Raw genomic sequence first — 15574 nt, 5'->3', positions numbered from 1 at the left:
GCTATGTCAGTCAGTCAATATAGTGTGCGTGAAGAAGTGGCGAATGCGGCCACACACGGGTTAGGCATGATTTTTGGTATTGTTGGTTTGGTGATGCTGTTGGTGAAAGCTACGGAGCACCATGCCGATGGGCTGACCATTGCCAGCATGGCGATTTACGGGTCGAGCATCATTGTGTTGTTTTTGGCTTCGACGCTTTACCATGCCATTCCTCATCCTAAGGCAAAACGTTGGCTCAAAACCTTTGACCACAGTGCGATTTATCTGCTCATCGCGGGCAGTTATACCCCGTTCCTGTTGGTGAGTTTGCGCACGCCTTTGGCGATCGGCTTAATGATTGTGATTTGGTCGATAGCCTTGTTGGGCATCATTATGAAAGTGGCGTTTGTCTATCGCTTTAAGCGCTTTTCCTTGGTGAGCTATCTGTTGATGGGTTGGTTGTCACTGATAGTGATTTACCAATTGGCGATCTCATTAGAGATTGGAGGCTTGACGCTGCTCGCTGCCGGTGGATTGATTTATTCTCTCGGGGTTATTTTCTATGTGGCGAAGAAGATCCCCTACAATCATGCCATTTGGCACTGTTTTGTGTTGGCTGGCTGTGTTTGTCACTTCCTCGCGATCTATCTTTATGTGAACCCGGTTTAAACCGGGTTCTTTGTTTTGGGGTTGTAGATAGCCCGCTTCGACAAAACTTAACGGCGCCAGAAAGCAGGAAAAAACAGCACCAATAAGGTGAGAATTTCTAAGCGTCCCATCAACATACCTAAACTGAGAAGCCACTTAGCGGCATCAGGCAGCGGAGCGAAGTTACCTGTTGGCCCAATGATGCTGCCCATACCTGGGCCGACGTTGGCCACCGCGGTAATTGAGCCAGAAATGCTGGTGACGGGGTCAAGCCCCATCGCGCTTAAGCCGCCCGCAATGGCGATGATGGTAATGAAGAACATTAAACCAAACGCCACCACAGAGCGCACAATGTCATCATTCACTGGTCGTTGATTGTAGCGTTGGACAAAAATGCCTGATGGGTGAATCAGTTTCATGATCTGTTTATTCAGCAGTGTCATGGCGATCTGGAAGCGGAAGATCTTAATGCCGCCAGAAGTGGAGCCTGAACAGGCGCCCGCCATCATCAAAAACGCAAACAAGGTCGTTGGGAGTGCGCCCCAGGCGGTGAAATCCTCTAAACCAAAACCCGTCGTCGTCACCACAGAAACAATGTTAAACATCGCCACGCGTAGTGCGTCAGCAATAGTGTAACCGTCACGAATCACCAACCAAGCCGAAATGACCAAGCTGGTGCCTAAAAACAGGTAGGTAAAACCACGTACTTGAGCGTCTTTGATTAAAGCGTCTAATCGGCGCTTGCGCATCGCCGAAACAAACAACAAAAACGGCAAGCCACCCAAGAACATAAACAAGGTTGCTATCCAGTGTGCGCCGTTAGAAAAATGGTTCATTGAACCATCAGAAGTGGAGTAGCCGCCCGTTGAAAGCGTGGTGAAGGAATGGTTGATGGCATCAAACAGGTTCATTCCGGTCAGTAGATACCCAATCAAACATAGTCCGGTGAGTACCAAGTACACCACCACAATGTTTTTCGCTACGGTTTTGGCTCTTGGGCTGCTTTTGTCTGACCAATCGGAAGATTCTGTTTGGAACAGCTTCATCCCACCGACGTTAAGCATCGGCAACACCGCAACGGCCATCACAATAAAGCCAATCCCTCCGAGCCATTGTAAGATCGAACGCCACAGCAAAATACTCGGAGCCATGTTATCCAAACCGCTTAGCACGGTGGAACCAGTGGTGGTGATACCAGACATGGTTTCGAAGTAGGCGTCAGTAAAGCTGATGTGGTTGATAAACATAAACGGTAGCGCGGCAAACGCGCTGGCGATGGTCCACACCAAACTGGTGATAAGGAACATGTCGCGCACACTGAGTTTAAAGTGTGCGGTGCGGCCAATGCTCAGGCAGACAAACGCGGCAAAATGGGTGATCAACACCGCTTGGCCGAAATCAAGAAAGCCGCCTGTGCCAGTAAAAAAGGCCACAAGGGTAGGGACGTACATGAAAAGGGCGAGCTTGGAAAGCACTAGCCCAATCACAAACAGTACGGGACGAAAGTTCACCATAGGAAAATCCTAGAGGAAGAATGGGCTCGGCTGGAACAAGGCTTCGACGTCTGGTACGTATTTCTTATCAACCAAGAACATCACTACGTGATCATCTTGTTCAATCACGGTGCGGTCATGGGCAATGAGCACCTCTTCACCACGCACAATCGCGCCAATGGTGGTGCCCGGTGGCAGTTTGATGTCGCCAACGGCGCGGCCCACCACTTTCGAGTTGCTTTCGTCGCCGTGTGCCACCGCTTCAATTGCTTCAGCAGCGCCGCGGCGTAGAGACGATACGTTGACGATGTCAGCACGACGAACGTGGGTCAAGAGCGCTGAAATGGTCGCTTGTTGAGGTGAAATGGCCACATCAATGACGCCGCCTTGCACTAGGTCGACGTAAGCACCACGCTGGATAAGTACCATTACCTTTTTAGCACCCATGCGTTTGGCCAACATCGCTGACATGATGTTGGTTTCGTCCTCGTTGGTGAGGGCGATAAAAACGTCGACTTGGTCGATATTCTCTTCGGTTAGCAGCTCTTGATCAGCAGCATCACCACAAAACACGATGGTGTTTTCCAACTCTTCTGAAAGCTTTTCTGCTCGCTGTAGGTTGCGCTCAATCAGTTTCACGCTGTAGGTTTGTTCTAAACGCTTGGCTAAGCTGGCACCGATGTTACCACCACCGACGATCATGATACGGCGATAAGGTTTTTCCAGTCGTTGTAACTCACTCATCACAGAGCGAATATGGTTGCTGGCGGCAACGAAAAAGACTTCGTCATCGGCTTCAATGATGGTGGTGCCTTGAGGACGAATCGGACGGCCTTGGCGGAAAATCGCGGCAACACGGGTATCAATGTGAGGCATGTGTTCGCGTAAGGCAGAAAGTGCGTTACCCACCAACGGGCCGCCATAGTAAGCTTTTACGGCAACGAGGCTGACTTTTTCTTCTGCAAAGCTCACCACTTGCAATGCTCCAGGGTATTGAATCAAACGTTCAATGTAGCTGGTCACCAGCTCCTCGGGGGCAATCAAATGATCGACAGGAATCGCGCCGGATTTAAACAGCGCTTCTTTTTGCATTAAGTATTGCGGTGAGCGAATGCGAGCAATTCGGTTGGGGGTGTTGAACAGAGTAAAAGCCACCTGACAAGCAGCCATGTTGGTTTCATCAGTATTGGTCACGGCCACCAGCATGTCGGCATCTTGTGCGCCTGCTTCGTGTAGCACGTCCGGGTGACTGGCGTGGCCATTCACCACTCGCAAGTCATATTTGTCCTGCAGCTCTCTCAGACGGTCGCCATTTTTATCGACAATAGTGATATCGTTATTTTCGCCAACCAGATTTTCTGCCAGCGTGCCGCCAACCTGACCTGCGCCAAGAATAATGATTTTCATACTCTGTTCTCGTAATTCGAAAAAGGCGATTGAAGAGATTCAATCGCCAGTTTGCTTATGCTTGCTTAACCAGCACTGCATAATAGAAGCCATCCATATCTTCTTCCCCTGGAAGAATCTGACGGCCTGGATTCTCGCGTTCAGAGCCAATCAGTTGTGCTTCTGGTGTTCTTGCGAGGAAAGCTTTCACTTGCTCCATGTTTTCCATTGGGGTGATAGAACAAGTAGCGTAAACCAAGGTACCGCCGGGCTTAAGTTGTGCCCACATGGCATCAAAAATTTCGCTTTGTAGCTCAGCGAGAGCCGCAATGTCTTCTGCTCGGCGTAGCCATTTTATGTCAGGGTGACGACGAATCACCCCTGTGGCAGAGCAAGGAGCATCGAGCAAAATACGGTCAAATTGTTCACCTTGCCACCATTGTTCAGGATTGCGCGCGTCACCGCAAATCACTTTTGCTTGAAGATTGAGGCGTTTCAGGTTTTCCGTCACTCTTTTCAAGCGTTGTTCATCGCAGTCCAGTGCTACGACTTCACGAGCAGAGACTCGCTCTAAAATGTGTGCGGTTTTACCACCAGGTGCGGCGCAGCAATCGAGGATCAGTTCGCCATCTTTAGGTTGTAGATAGTTAAACGACAACTGTGCAGCGGCATCTTGCACCGATACCCAGCCTTGCTCAAACCCTGGCAAACTGTGTACATCGCAAGGGGCGGCCAATTTTATGGCGTCCATCGCTTCACTGTGCAGGGTGCTATCAATGTTTGCATTTTTGAGCAGTTGCAGATATTCATCGCGGTCATGGTGGGCGTGATTCACACGCAGCCACATTGGCGCTTTGTTATTGTTGGCTTCAACAATCGTCTGCCATTGCTCAGGGTAAGCGTCTTGTAGGATTTTCAGTAGCCAACTTGGGTGAACGTACTTGCCGGCATTGTGGCTGATAGAGAACTCATCTAATGCTTGTTGTTCACGCTGATAGTTGCGTAAAACCGCATTGATCAAGCCGCGTAAGCGAGGCCCTTTCAGTGCTTGCGCGCCTTCCACTGTCTCACCAACCGCCGCGTGCGCTGGAATACGCATGTGACCTAATTGGTATAAGCCAACCAAAATGAGGTGATGAAAAACACGTTGTTTACCTTTGAGTGGCTTATCCATCAACTTACCGGCAATGCTCTCTAAACGAGGCAGGTAGCGTAACGCGCCGTAGCAGATCTCTTGCAGTAAGGCGTGGTCGCGAGGGCGAATGGATTGTTGAGCTTCAGGAAGGGCGGTCGATAGAGAGTTGCCTCGGTCGACAACTTGATACAAGACGTTTGCAGCCGCAGCGCGAACATTCATGATGAGTACCTTAAAGTTAAAGAGGGCGTCTCTGCCCTCGTAAAGTTCTTAAACTGGACAAAAATGCCCGATTGCTTGGCAGGTTAACTCAGTACACTGCCAACTTCAAACCAAGCGGCGCGAGCGTTGAGAACATCTTGTACAGGCATCGCTTTTTTGCCTGGAATTTGGATGTGTTCCAACACTAGGCTGCCATGGCCAGTGGCGACATAAATGCCGCTTTTATCCGCTTTTAGGATGGTCCCCGCAGGGGCGTCATGACTGCTCGCTTCGACGCGGCTTTGCCACACCTTAATGCTGTTTTCCGCCACTTCGAAATGGCTCATTGGCCACGGATTGAAAGCACGGACACAACGTTCGATGTGCTCTGCATCGTCTTGCCAATTGATGCGAGCTTCTTCTTTACTCAGTTTCTTGGCGTAGTTTGCTCGCTCGTCATCTTGTTTAATCGCGATGGCTGTACCTGCGGCGATATCGGCTAAACACTCAACTAACGCAACAGGGCCAAGTTGAGCCAATTTATCGTACATGGTGGCACTGGTATCGCTTGTGTCGATCGGTAGCGTGGCAATTTTCAGCATGTCACCGGTATCTAGGCCGATGTCCATTTGCATGATGGTCACGCCCGTTTCAGCATCACCCGCCCAAATTGATCGCTGAATTGGCGCAGCACCGCGCCAGCGAGGCAGAATCGAACCGTGCACGTTGATACAACCCAACTTCGGTGTATCTAACACCGCTTGTGGCAATAACAGGCCATAAGCGACCACGACCATGATGTCAGCATTGAGATCCGCGAGGGCTTGTTTGGCTTCGTCAGACTTAAAGTTTTCTGGTTGATAAACCGGGATGTTGTGTTCCAAAGCAATGGTTTTGACAGGGCTTGCAGTGAGTTTTTTCCCGCGACCGGCTGGGCGATCAGGTTGGGTGTAAACCGCAATGACTTCATGCTCCGAAGACAACAACGCCGCCAAATGCTGGGCGGCGAAGTCCGGAGTACCTGCAAATACAATACGTAAAGGCTTGCTCAAGGTACCTTCCTTCTTATGGTATCAGCGCGATTTAGCGCTGTTTCTCGTTAAAACGTTTGATTTTGGCTAGCTTGTCTTGGATACGCTTGCGCTTGAGTGGTGATAGGTAATCGACAAACAGCTTACCTTGCAGGTGATCCAACTCGTGTTGAATACAGATAGCCAGTAAATCATCGGCTTCGAGGGTGAACTCGTTTCCATCACGATCTAACGCTTTAACCGTGACTTCAGCGGCGCGTGGCACTAGTGCGCGGGCACCTGGGACCGATAGACAGCCCTCTTCAATGCCATCTTCGCCACGCTTTTCTAAAATTTCAGGATTGATTAACACCATCGGCTCGTTACGGCTCTCAGAAATATCAATCACAACGATGCGTTGATGAATATCGACTTGCGTGGCGGCAAGGCCAATACCTTCTTCGTCATACATGGTTTCAATCATGTCATCGACGATTTTTTGGATTTCTGGTGTCACCTTTTCAACCGGTTTGGCTACTGTACGAAGACGATCATCCGGGAATGTTAATACTTGTAATACAGACATATGCACTCGAAATGTTGAACTGTGCCGAAACAGCACAAACCTTGTTGGCTCAATTCTAGACATTTTATAGCCTAAATGACAGCATCCTAGCAGCAATTTCCCATTTGTCGCTTCGCTAATCCATCTAGGAGTTAAGGCATGAACTCAGTGCTGCAAGCCGCTTCACGCGTGTTATTACCCTTGTTGTTTAGTGTGAGTGTGGCAGCCCAAGAGTCGCCAGCTCCACTGAATATTAAGCCCGATGCGCCACAAACTTATGTGGTGGTAAAGGGGGATACTCTTTGGGATATCTCAGCGCTCTATTTGGATAGCCCTTGGCTATGGCCGCGTTTGTGGCAAATCAACCCAGATATTGACAACCCTCACTTAATCTATCCTGGCGATAAACTCTCTTTAGTGTGGAAAAATGGCCAGCCGATGTTGAGTTTAAAACCGGTGGTGACATTGAGCCCGAAAGCTCGAATCACGGAGAAAAAAGCGGTTCCAACAGTGGATGAAGGGTTAGTGATGCCTTATCTGCAATCAGACCGACTGCTGAGTAAAGAGAAGCTCAGCAGTGTCGCGCGCGTGATGGGAACCAGTGATGGACGAAAATACCTTGCTAAAGATGAGCGTATTTTCATCAGTGGCCAACAAACGGAAACCCATTGGGCGATTTATCGTCAAGTGCAAGAGTTTGAACGAGCCGATCCCGATGCCAACATGATCGCGCTACGTGTGGTTGCGCAAGGTGAGCTTAAAGAATCGGCACAGGATTATTCCGGCATTGAAGTGACCAGTCAGCGACAAGAAGTATTGATCAACGACATTGCATTGCCTCAATCTGAAAACCTCGTCGAAGAACTGTCTACGACCTTTTATCCTGCGCCAGCCCCTCAAGATGTTGATGCCAAGATATTGGGCAGTATTGATGGCATTGATTACAGCGCACCAAGCCAAGTGGTGATTTTGGACAAGGGGAAAGTAGACAATTTACGTCAAGGGCATATTTTCGAACTCTATAAAGCCTCAAACAACGTTTATCGCAGCAGTGATAGCCAATTCAGCTACGAAAAAAGTGGTTCTTCGGATGAGATCTCCCTGCCGAAAAGCCGCATTGGTGAGTTGATGATCATTCGTCCTTACGAATATTTCAGCTTGGCGTTGATCACCCGCAGCACTCAACCGATCAGCCGTGACATTTTGGTCGTGGCGCCAGTGCAAGTTGACGAATCAGCCACGGCGCAAACGCCCTGATGAGTCAGGATGAACTGCATGCTTGGTTAGCACTTAGTTTTACGCCCAATATTGGGGTTAAGAAGCTAACCAAGTTACTCAGTATTGATTCCCCGCGCAATATTCTGCGTTATTCCCACGAGCAGCTACTGTCGCTGGGACTGTCGTCCCAGCAAATCATCACCTTGCGAAGTAGTGCTCAGCAAGACGCTGAAGCCGCCCTTCAATGGCAGCAGCTTTCCTCCCAGCATCATATTATTACCCTTCATGATGGCCTATATCCGCCGCTACTTAAGGAAACGGCTTCACCGCCTTGCCAACTGTTTGTACAAGGTGATCCTCATTGTTTAACCAAGCCACAAGTTGCGCTGGTGGGAAGTCGTCATGCGACCATGGAAGGGTTGCAGCATGCCCGCGATTTTGCGGCTCAATTGGTACAGCATGGGTTGGTGGTGACCAGTGGTTTGGCGCTTGGGATTGATGGCCATGCCCATGATGGTGCGCTGACAGCGGGCGGTGAAACCGTTGCAGTACTTGGTTCGGGCTTTCAATACATTTATCCCGCTCGCCATAAAGGTCTTGCCGCGAGAATTTGTCAACAAGGTGCGCTGGTTTCGGAGTTCCGTCCGAGTACCAAAGCCAAAGCAGAACATTTTCCTCGTCGAAATCGAATCATTAGTGGCTTGTCTCTGGGGGTTTTGGTGGTCGAAGCAGCAGAGAAAAGTGGCTCTTTGATTACTGCCCGTTATGCCGCTGAGCAAGGCCGAGAAGTCTTTGCTTTGCCTAGTTCTCTTCATATTACCAATGCACGTGGTGGAAACGCGCTGATAAAAAGCGGAGCTTGTTTGGTCACTGGCGTTGAGGATGTACTGAGTGAAGTGCAAACCTTGCTTGACTGGTCGACAAACCAACAAGCGGATTTATTTTCTTCCTCTAATACTGAAGAACAATTGCCATTTCCTCAGCTGTTAGCTAACGTAGGTAATGAGGCTACACCAGTTGATATTCTAGCAAACAGGACCAATATACCTGTGCAAGAAGTCATGATGCAGCTCTTAGAGCTTGAGCTTTCAGGGCATGTTGTTGCAGTTAACGGTGGCTATATTCGAAGGGGGAGGGGCTAGCTATGATGATGGATATACTGATGTATCTATTTGAAACCTACATCCATAGCGATGCAGATTTACAAGTGGATCAAGATGAGCTTGAAGACGAGTTGCTTCGAGCGGGATTTCACCAGCAAGATATCTACAAAGCCCTTCTTTGGTTAGAAGAGCTGGCAGCATTACAAAAGAGTGATGATCACTCTGCTATTTCGCGTTGCAGTGCGATCTCTTCAACACGAGTGTACACACCTAAAGAGATGCAACGATTGGATCTAGAATGTCGCGGCTTTTTGCTGTTTCTAGAACAGATCAATGTGTTAACCACTGAGACTCGTGAAATGGTCATAGACCGAGTGATGGGGTTGGAAACCAATGAGTTTGAGCTTGAAGATCTCAAGTGGATTATTTTGATGGTGCTATTCAATGTTCCCGGTAACGAGAACGCCTACACGCTAATGGAAGAGCTGTTATACACCAAAGAGCAAGGCATTCTTCACTAAATTGTTCCGTGAATACAGTATCTATGAGTAGTAAAATTGATCGCACTTTGTTTTCCGCTCATGAGCATGCGCTTGAGCATACGCCTTGTCCGCAATGTTGTGGAGAGTTGGTGTTAAAACACGGTAAGCATGGCGCGTTTTTGGGGTGTAATCAGTACCCACAGTGTGATTACGTCAAGCCCCTTCATCAAAATGATGGCCATATCGTCAAAGAGTTGGGGGTCGCTTGCCCTGAGTGCGGGAACGAGTTGGTGCTTCGTCAGGGACGTTACGGCATGTTTGTCGGGTGCAGTCATTACCCACATTGCCATCATATTGAACCAATCAACCAGCCTGAACCAGAGCAGAATCCCAAAGCGTTGTTTGCTTGCCCCGAGTGTGGCAAAGGACACTTAGTTGAGCGTAAAACTCGCTTTGGTAAAACCTTCTATGCCTGTGATAACTATCCGAAGTGTAAGTTTGCGGTTAACCAGCCACCAGTAAAAGGTTGTTGTGAAGAGTGTGGTTTTACTTTGTTGGTTGAGAAGAAGCTCGCCAGTGGTGTGAAGTTACAATGCGCAAACCGCAAATGTCAGCATGCTCAATCGTGTTGAGTTCACATTGAAAAGGGTCGCACATGGCGACCCTTTTGCTATCTGTTTAAAAGCCGAAAGGGCGACTACGCTTGCCACTTTTTGGCAAACTCATGTACCGCTGGAAAGGCTTTCTCATCCAATACATTGGCGAGAGCGCAAAGGCTGCGCTGCAGCTCTCCGCTGTAATCACCACACACGTTGATATGGCCCATTTTTCGGCCTGCGCGTTTCTCTTTGCCATACCAATGAATATGACAACCGTCCATCGCCATCACGCTTGCGGGCAGAGTATCTTCACCAAGGATGTTGATCATCGAGGTTTCACGAACCAGCTTAGTGCTACCAAGTGGTAAACCACAAACGGCGCGCAAGTGATTTTCAAACTGGCAAGTTTCGGCTCCTTGCTGGGTCCAATGGCCGGAGTTATGTACTCTAGGTGCAATTTCATTGACTAACAATTGTCCGTCGACATCGAAAAATTCAAGCGCCAACACACCAACGTAGTTCAGTGTTTCAGCGACAGCAGTAAACATTTGTTGTGCTTGCTCTTGCAGCTCTGGTGAGTCAATTGCCGTTGAAAGGCTTAACACGCCATTGACGTGAATGTTTTCTGCCAGTGGGTAGACTTCGATCTGCCCTTCTTTACCACGAGCGCCAATCAATGAAACTTCACGTTGAAATGGAACAAATTCTTCAGCGACAATCGCTTGAGTTGGCGTAGCCGCGATACAAGCTGCCATCTCTTGCCAAAGGGTTTCAATTTGCGCGGCATCTTTCAAACGCCATTGCCCTTTACCATCATAGCCTCCCAATGCGCTCTTTAGCACCATTGGCATGCCAACGTGCTCAATCGCTTTATTGAAGTCTTCACGCGTTTCAATGACGTAGTAATTGGCATTGCGTACACCCGCATTGTCGAGCAAGGCTTTTTCCAAACGACGATCACCACCTGCCTTTATCGCCTCACTGCTTGGAAGAAACTTGCCACTTGCTTGGCAGATCGCCAATACGTCATGAGGAATGTGTTCAAACTCTGCTGTGATCACATCAACGTGTTCAATCGCTTGCTCTAAGCCGTGACCAAGAAGATGCAACGTCAAAGGATGAACGACATCACCCGTTGTCACATCATAGGCAGAAATCTGGATATTCAAAGGCGCACCAGCCAATGACATCATACGTGCTAATTGTCCAGCGCCCAGAACCAATACGTGCATGATTTAGTCCTCTGCAGGATTCGGGTTAGCAAGGACGCTTGCTGTTTGTTCTTGGCGGAAGGATTCAACTTTGGCCATGATATTTTCGTCGTGAGTTCCAAGGATTTGCGCAGCGAGAAGACCAGCGTTCGCTGCACCAGCTTCACCAATTGCCAATGTCCCTACTGCGATGCCTTTTGGCATTTGCACAATAGAGTAGAGAGAGTCGAGCCCTGATAACGCGCGTGATTGCACGGGTACGCCCAAAACGGGCAAGCTGGTAAATGCCGCCGCCATGCCAGGTAAATGCGCCGCGCCACCTGCACCGGCAATAATCACTTTCAACCCACGCTCTTTGGCGGTTGAGGCATATTCAGCAAGGAGATGAGGAGTTCGATGTGCTGAAACTACTTTGGTTTCGTATTCCACGCCAAATCTGTCCAGCATTTCTGCTGCTAGTTTCATGGTTGGCCAATCCGATTTAGAACCCATGATGATACCGACTTTCATCTCAAACTCCTTCAAGCTGCATAATTGGGTGAGCTGATCAATTTTGTGCGCATTATACGAGGTTTTTTACCCCAAGCAAACGTTTGCGTTTGGGTGAGAGCTACCACGTGCGTTTTTCGCTGGCATTCGGCGGGTTATTGGCTTATTTGTAGTAGGTTGAGTATCTAGAGAGAAGAAGTGGTGAGTAATTTACAGCAAGTCGTGAAGGCGTTAAAGCAAGGTCAAGTGGTGGCTTACCCGACAGAGGGCGTGTTTGGCTTAGGTTGCGATCCTGATAATGAGGTGGCCATTGAGCGTCTTCTGACGATTAAACAGCGACCCAGAGATAAAGGCTTGATTTTGATCGCCGCTGATTTTCAACAGCTTCAACCGTATCTCGATTTAACAAGTTTGTCATCGGAGCAACTTCAGAGAGTTTTCGCCACTTGGCCAGGTCCTTATACATGGGTAATGCCAGCAAGTGCACGAGCGTCGGCGCTCGTCACAGGTTATCGCCAGACCGTTGCGGTTCGTGTGAGTGATCATCCTTTGGTACAAAAGTTGTGCAGTGAGTATGGAAAGCCGCTAACCTCTACCAGTGCGAATTTGTCAGGCCAAACGGAATGTAAAACCGTTGAGCAGGTTCAAGGTCAATTGGGCAACCAGATCTCCACCATTTTGCTTGGTGAAATTGGTGAGCGCCATCGACCCAGTGAAATCCGCGATGCTCGTACAGAACAATTATTAAGACAGGGATAACCCTGCTCAGCTTCAAAAGGTAGTTTAGATGTCCACAATAGATAAAGACGCGGTCAAGCTTTACTTGATGCAGTTACAAGATCAAATTTGTCAACGACTGGAACAAGAAGATGGCAAAGCAACATTTATAGAAGATGCTTGGCATCGAGAGCCAGGAGACCGATTAGGTGGCGGTGGCCGAACACGCGTAATGCGTGATGGCAACGTGTTTGAGCAAGGGGGGGTTAACTTCTCCCATGTGCAGGGTAATGCAATGCCAGCTTCTGCAACGGCGCATCGTCCAGAATTGGCTGGGCGCCGATTCGAAGCCATGGGCGTTTCTCTCGTCATGCATCCTCACAATCCTTACGTTCCGACATCGCATGCAAACGTGCGTTTCTTCATTGCTGAAAAAGAGGGGGAAGCACCGATCTGGTGGTTTGGTGGTGGGTTTGACTTAACTCCGTTCTATCCGTTTGAAGAGGATTGCCAATTTTGGCACAACACCGCCAAGGAAGTGTGTGCGCCCTTTGGTGCTGATGTGTATCTGCAGCATAAAGCTTGGTGTGATGACTATTTCTATTTGCCTCACCGCGGTGAAACGCGAGGTATCGGCGGCCTATTTTTTGATGACCTCAATCTGTGGGAGTTTGAGAAGTGCTTTGACTACATCAACGCTGTTGGTGAAGGGTATTGCGATGCTTACTTACCCATTGTTGAACGTCGTAAAGCCACAGAGTATGGCGAGCGTGAACGCGAGTTCCAGTTGTATCGCCGTGGCCGCTATGTTGAGTTTAACCTAGTGTATGATCGCGGGACTTTGTTTGGCTTGCAAAGTGGTGGGCGTACCGAGTCGATTTTGATGTCGATGCCGCCACTGGCTCGCTGGGAATACAGCTATGAACCACAAACTGGTTCACCAGAAGCGGACCTTTACCAGCATTACTTAAAACCGAGAGAATGGTAAGCAAGGAATCTCCTCTTTTCTATATAGATAGATAGTGATAGGGTCATCGTTAATCAGGTGGCCCTGTTTTCTCTATAGTTAAGCAAGCGGTAAGAACAACAAAGGTAAGGAAATGACTCAACAAATCGATCGTTATGCTGTGTTTGGCAACCCTATCGGACACAGTAAATCGCCATTTATTCACACCTTGTTTGCCCGCCAAACCAACCAGTCTTTAATCTACACAGCAGAAAGCGCGCCAAAAGAGGGCTTTGTTGAGGCAATGAAAGCGTTTTTTGCTGAAGGGGGAAAAGGGTGCAATGTGACCTTACCTTTTAAGGAAGAGGCGTATCAGTTTGCGAGTCGTTTAACGGAGCGAGCCCAATTGGCTGGTGCGGTGAACACACTAAAAAAACTGGATGATGGTGACATCATTGGTGACAACACTGATGGCGCAGGCCTTGTGCAAGATTTGTTGCAGCACCAAGTTGTGTTAGAAGGTGCACGTATTCTAGTGATAGGAGCAGGGGGCGCAGCTCGTGGCGTGCTTAAACCGCTACTCGACCAGAAGCCAGTCTCTCTCACCATTACGAATCGTACTTTCTCTAAAGCCGAAGAACTGGCTGCATTGTTTGCTGCTTATGGGTCTGTTACTGCAAAAGAGATGAAAACAGTGAATGAAGAGTACGATGTTATTATCAACTCTACGTCTGCATCATTGAGTGGTGAGTTGCCAGCTATTTCTTCCTCTATATTCGCCGCCAACAGTACTAGCTACGACATGATGTATGGCAAGGGCGATACCACCTTCAATCAATGGGCTAAGCAACACGGCGCTGCTCATGCCTATGACGGGTTGGGTATGCTAGTTGGGCAAGCTGCCGAAAGTTTCATGCTATGGCGAGGGTTGCGTCCCGGGTCTAAACAAATCTTGCGCGAGTTAAGAAAAAATCTTGAAGGGCTATAAGCGATGAATCAAGCCATCTTATTTCCAGACATGCAATCTTGGGATGAAGCATCACAATCCGTGAACTTTGCAGCGCAACAATCGGGTGCACTGATAGAGTGTTTTGTGGAGAAACATAAGCTAGAAAAGTTATCTGGCTTAGAGCTCGATACTGAACAAGCCGTGATCGCTGCTTTTATTGATTACCGATTTGATCTGGAAGAAATAGCCGAAGAGTTAATAGAAGATGAAGCCTTCAATGAAGAAGGCCATATCATTATCGACTAACTCACCTTTCATGAAGGTTTTTTACTTCATTTAAATAGTCATTCTTGTTTTGGACATAGTTGTCCGCTGACTTTTGTAAAAAAGCGCGTTCTTTCTCTGATAGAGGACGGGCTTGTTTTACTGGGCTACCGACATAAAGATAACCGCTCTCTAATCTTTTTCCTGGCGGCACTAGACTGCCCGCGCCAATCATCACGTCTGATTCAACCACGACAGCATCTAAAACAATCGCCCCCATACCAACCAATACACGATCGTGAATATCGCAGCCGTGCAGCATCACTTTGTGGCCAATGGTCACGTCATTACCAATCAGCAAAGGGTAGCCATGAGGATTTTCTGCGTTTTTATGGGTCACGTGCAGCACGCTGCCATCTTGAATGTTGGTGCGAGCTCCGATGTGGATATGGTTAACATCACCACGTGCCGCAACCAATGGCCAAATACTCGAATCGTCACCTATTCGAATATCACCGACAATGACAGAGGTTGAATCGATATAGACGCGTTCGCCTATTTGGGGATGAATGCCTTTGTAACTTCTAATCGAACTCATTTTTCCTCCTTATAAAGCCTTATCAATAGTAATATCGAGTGAGAAGAGTAGTAAAAATTCACCGTTTAGAATAAAAAACACTCAAACGATAGAAAAATCAAAAAAAACGTGAAAAAGGGCTTGCCAACGTGACGCCGATCTCTATAATGCCACCTCGCTGACACGGCAAGGCTTCGTAAGAAACCAGGGCCCATCAGCCAAGGCATTTAGCCAGGTGAATCACCTGAAAAAAGTTTTGAAAAAAGTGGTTGACACTAAAACTTAACTCGCTAAAATGGCCGCCTCTTCCGAAGTGATGCGATTCACAAAAGAAGAAAGCTCTTTAACAATATAAACCTATCAATCTGTGTGGGCACTCGTTGATGATAATCCAAAAGATTTATCAATGAACTGAGTGACCAAAACGATACTAAGTATCGGCACAGTCAATTTATTCAGTATTCATTGAGCCGAAGCGAAAGCTTCAAAAAACTTTTAATTGAAGAGTTTGATCATGGCTCAGATTGAACGCTGGCGGCAGGCCTAACACATGCAAGTCGAGCGGCAGCACAGAGAAACTTGTTTCTCGGGTGGCGAGCGGC

At 48.3% G+C, this 15574-nt stretch carries 17 protein-coding genes and 1 rRNA gene; 10 read left to right on the top strand and 8 right to left on the bottom strand.

The features are described 5' to 3' along the window. Positions 1-3 precede the first annotated feature (3 nt). The gene (locus CIK04_RS13510) at positions 4-648 is read left to right on the top strand and encodes a hemolysin III family protein (protein ID WP_017419864.1); all 645 of its coding nucleotides are present in this window, start codon (positions 4-6) and stop codon (positions 646-648) included. 47 nt (positions 649-695) lie between these two features. Here the strand turns inward: CIK04_RS13510 and CIK04_RS13505 are convergent, their stop codons facing one another. The 5 genes from CIK04_RS13505 to def form a co-directional block, all read right to left on the bottom strand. Beyond that, positions 696-2141, bottom strand: a complete 1446-nt coding sequence (locus CIK04_RS13505; RefSeq protein ID WP_039542096.1) for a TrkH family potassium uptake protein — start codon at positions 2139-2141, stop codon at positions 696-698. Positions 2142-2150: 9 nt separating this feature from the next. Further along, positions 2151-3527, bottom strand: coding sequence for a Trk system potassium transporter TrkA (gene trkA, locus CIK04_RS13500; protein ID WP_017419866.1), 1377 nt, complete (start codon positions 3525-3527; stop codon positions 2151-2153). A gap of 55 nt (positions 3528-3582) precedes the next feature. Beyond that, complete coding sequence (rsmB, locus tag CIK04_RS13495) at positions 3583-4863, bottom strand: 16S rRNA (cytosine(967)-C(5))-methyltransferase RsmB (RefSeq protein ID WP_097353496.1); 1281 nt, start codon at positions 4861-4863, stop codon at positions 3583-3585. Positions 4864-4946: 83 nt separating this feature from the next. Next, positions 4947-5894, bottom strand: coding sequence for a methionyl-tRNA formyltransferase (gene fmt, locus CIK04_RS13490; protein ID WP_039469749.1), 948 nt, complete (start codon positions 5892-5894; stop codon positions 4947-4949). A gap of 31 nt (positions 5895-5925) precedes the next feature. Then, positions 5926-6438, bottom strand: coding sequence for a peptide deformylase (def, locus tag CIK04_RS13485; RefSeq protein WP_038964320.1), 513 nt, complete (start codon positions 6436-6438; stop codon positions 5926-5928). A 138-nt stretch (positions 6439-6576) separates the two neighbouring features. On the opposite strand from def, the gene CIK04_RS13480 reads away from it, so the two are divergent. The 4 genes from CIK04_RS13480 to CIK04_RS13465 are packed head-to-tail and all read left to right on the top strand — an operon-like array spanning position 6577 to position 9852. After that, positions 6577-7674, top strand: coding sequence for a LysM peptidoglycan-binding domain-containing protein (locus tag CIK04_RS13480; protein ID WP_017419870.1), 1098 nt, complete (start codon positions 6577-6579; stop codon positions 7672-7674). Then, a complete protein-coding gene (gene dprA, locus CIK04_RS13475; RefSeq protein ID WP_097353495.1) occupies positions 7674-8777 on the top strand; it encodes a DNA-processing protein DprA in 1104 nt (367 codons plus the stop codon). The genes CIK04_RS13480 and dprA overlap by 1 nt, the downstream gene beginning before the upstream one ends. 2 nt (positions 8778-8779) lie before the next feature. Further along, entirely contained in the window at positions 8780-9259 is a 480-nt protein-coding gene (locus CIK04_RS13470; RefSeq protein ID WP_026050366.1) for a DUF494 family protein, read from the top strand. A gap of 23 nt (positions 9260-9282) precedes the next feature. Then, complete coding sequence (locus tag CIK04_RS13465; RefSeq protein ID WP_097353494.1) at positions 9283-9852, top strand: type I DNA topoisomerase; 570 nt, start codon at positions 9283-9285, stop codon at positions 9850-9852. Positions 9853-9917: 65 nt separating this feature from the next. On the opposite strand, the gene CIK04_RS13460 is transcribed toward CIK04_RS13465, so the two are convergent. Both CIK04_RS13460 and purE read right to left on the bottom strand, forming a co-directional pair. Continuing rightward, the gene (locus CIK04_RS13460; RefSeq protein ID WP_097353493.1) at positions 9918-11051 is read right to left on the bottom strand and encodes a 5-(carboxyamino)imidazole ribonucleotide synthase; all 1134 of its coding nucleotides are present in this window, start codon (positions 11049-11051) and stop codon (positions 9918-9920) included. Between the two features lie 3 nt (positions 11052-11054). Then, positions 11055-11540 carry a 5-(carboxyamino)imidazole ribonucleotide mutase gene (purE, locus tag CIK04_RS13455; protein WP_038939100.1) on the bottom strand — a complete coding sequence of 162 codons (486 nt, stop codon included), beginning with the start codon at positions 11538-11540 and terminating at the stop codon, positions 11055-11057. A gap of 180 nt (positions 11541-11720) precedes the next feature. Here purE and CIK04_RS13450 point away from each other — a divergent pair, with 180 nt between their 5' ends. The 4 genes from CIK04_RS13450 (at position 11721) to CIK04_RS13435 (ending at position 14437) form a co-directional block, all read left to right on the top strand. After that, positions 11721-12278, top strand: a complete 558-nt coding sequence (locus CIK04_RS13450) for an L-threonylcarbamoyladenylate synthase (protein WP_176463337.1) — start codon at positions 11721-11723, stop codon at positions 12276-12278. Between the two features lie 28 nt (positions 12279-12306). Next, entirely contained in the window at positions 12307-13224 is a 918-nt protein-coding gene (gene hemF, locus CIK04_RS13445; protein ID WP_097353491.1) for an oxygen-dependent coproporphyrinogen oxidase, read from the top strand. Positions 13225-13336: 112 nt separating this feature from the next. Further along, the gene (gene aroE, locus CIK04_RS13440; protein WP_097353490.1) at positions 13337-14170 is read left to right on the top strand and encodes a shikimate dehydrogenase; all 834 of its coding nucleotides are present in this window, start codon (positions 13337-13339) and stop codon (positions 14168-14170) included. Between the two features lie 3 nt (positions 14171-14173). After that, positions 14174-14437 (top strand): DUF1488 domain-containing protein, encoded by a 264-nt coding sequence (locus tag CIK04_RS13435; protein ID WP_038939095.1) that lies wholly within the window; start codon positions 14174-14176, stop codon positions 14435-14437. A 1-nt stretch (position 14438) separates the two neighbouring features. Here the strand turns inward: CIK04_RS13435 and CIK04_RS13430 are convergent, their stop codons facing one another. After that, positions 14439-14993, bottom strand: a complete 555-nt coding sequence (locus CIK04_RS13430; protein ID WP_097353489.1) for a gamma carbonic anhydrase family protein — start codon at positions 14991-14993, stop codon at positions 14439-14441. A gap of 475 nt (positions 14994-15468) precedes the next feature. Here CIK04_RS13430 and CIK04_RS13425 point away from each other — a divergent pair. After that, a 16S ribosomal RNA gene (locus CIK04_RS13425) occupies positions 15469-15574 on the top strand; the annotation flags it as partial.

Source organism: Vibrio sp. 03_296 (assembly GCF_002265885.1).
Note: the sequence above shows the minus strand (reverse complement) of the source record. Positions and strands in the feature narration are given on the sequence as shown.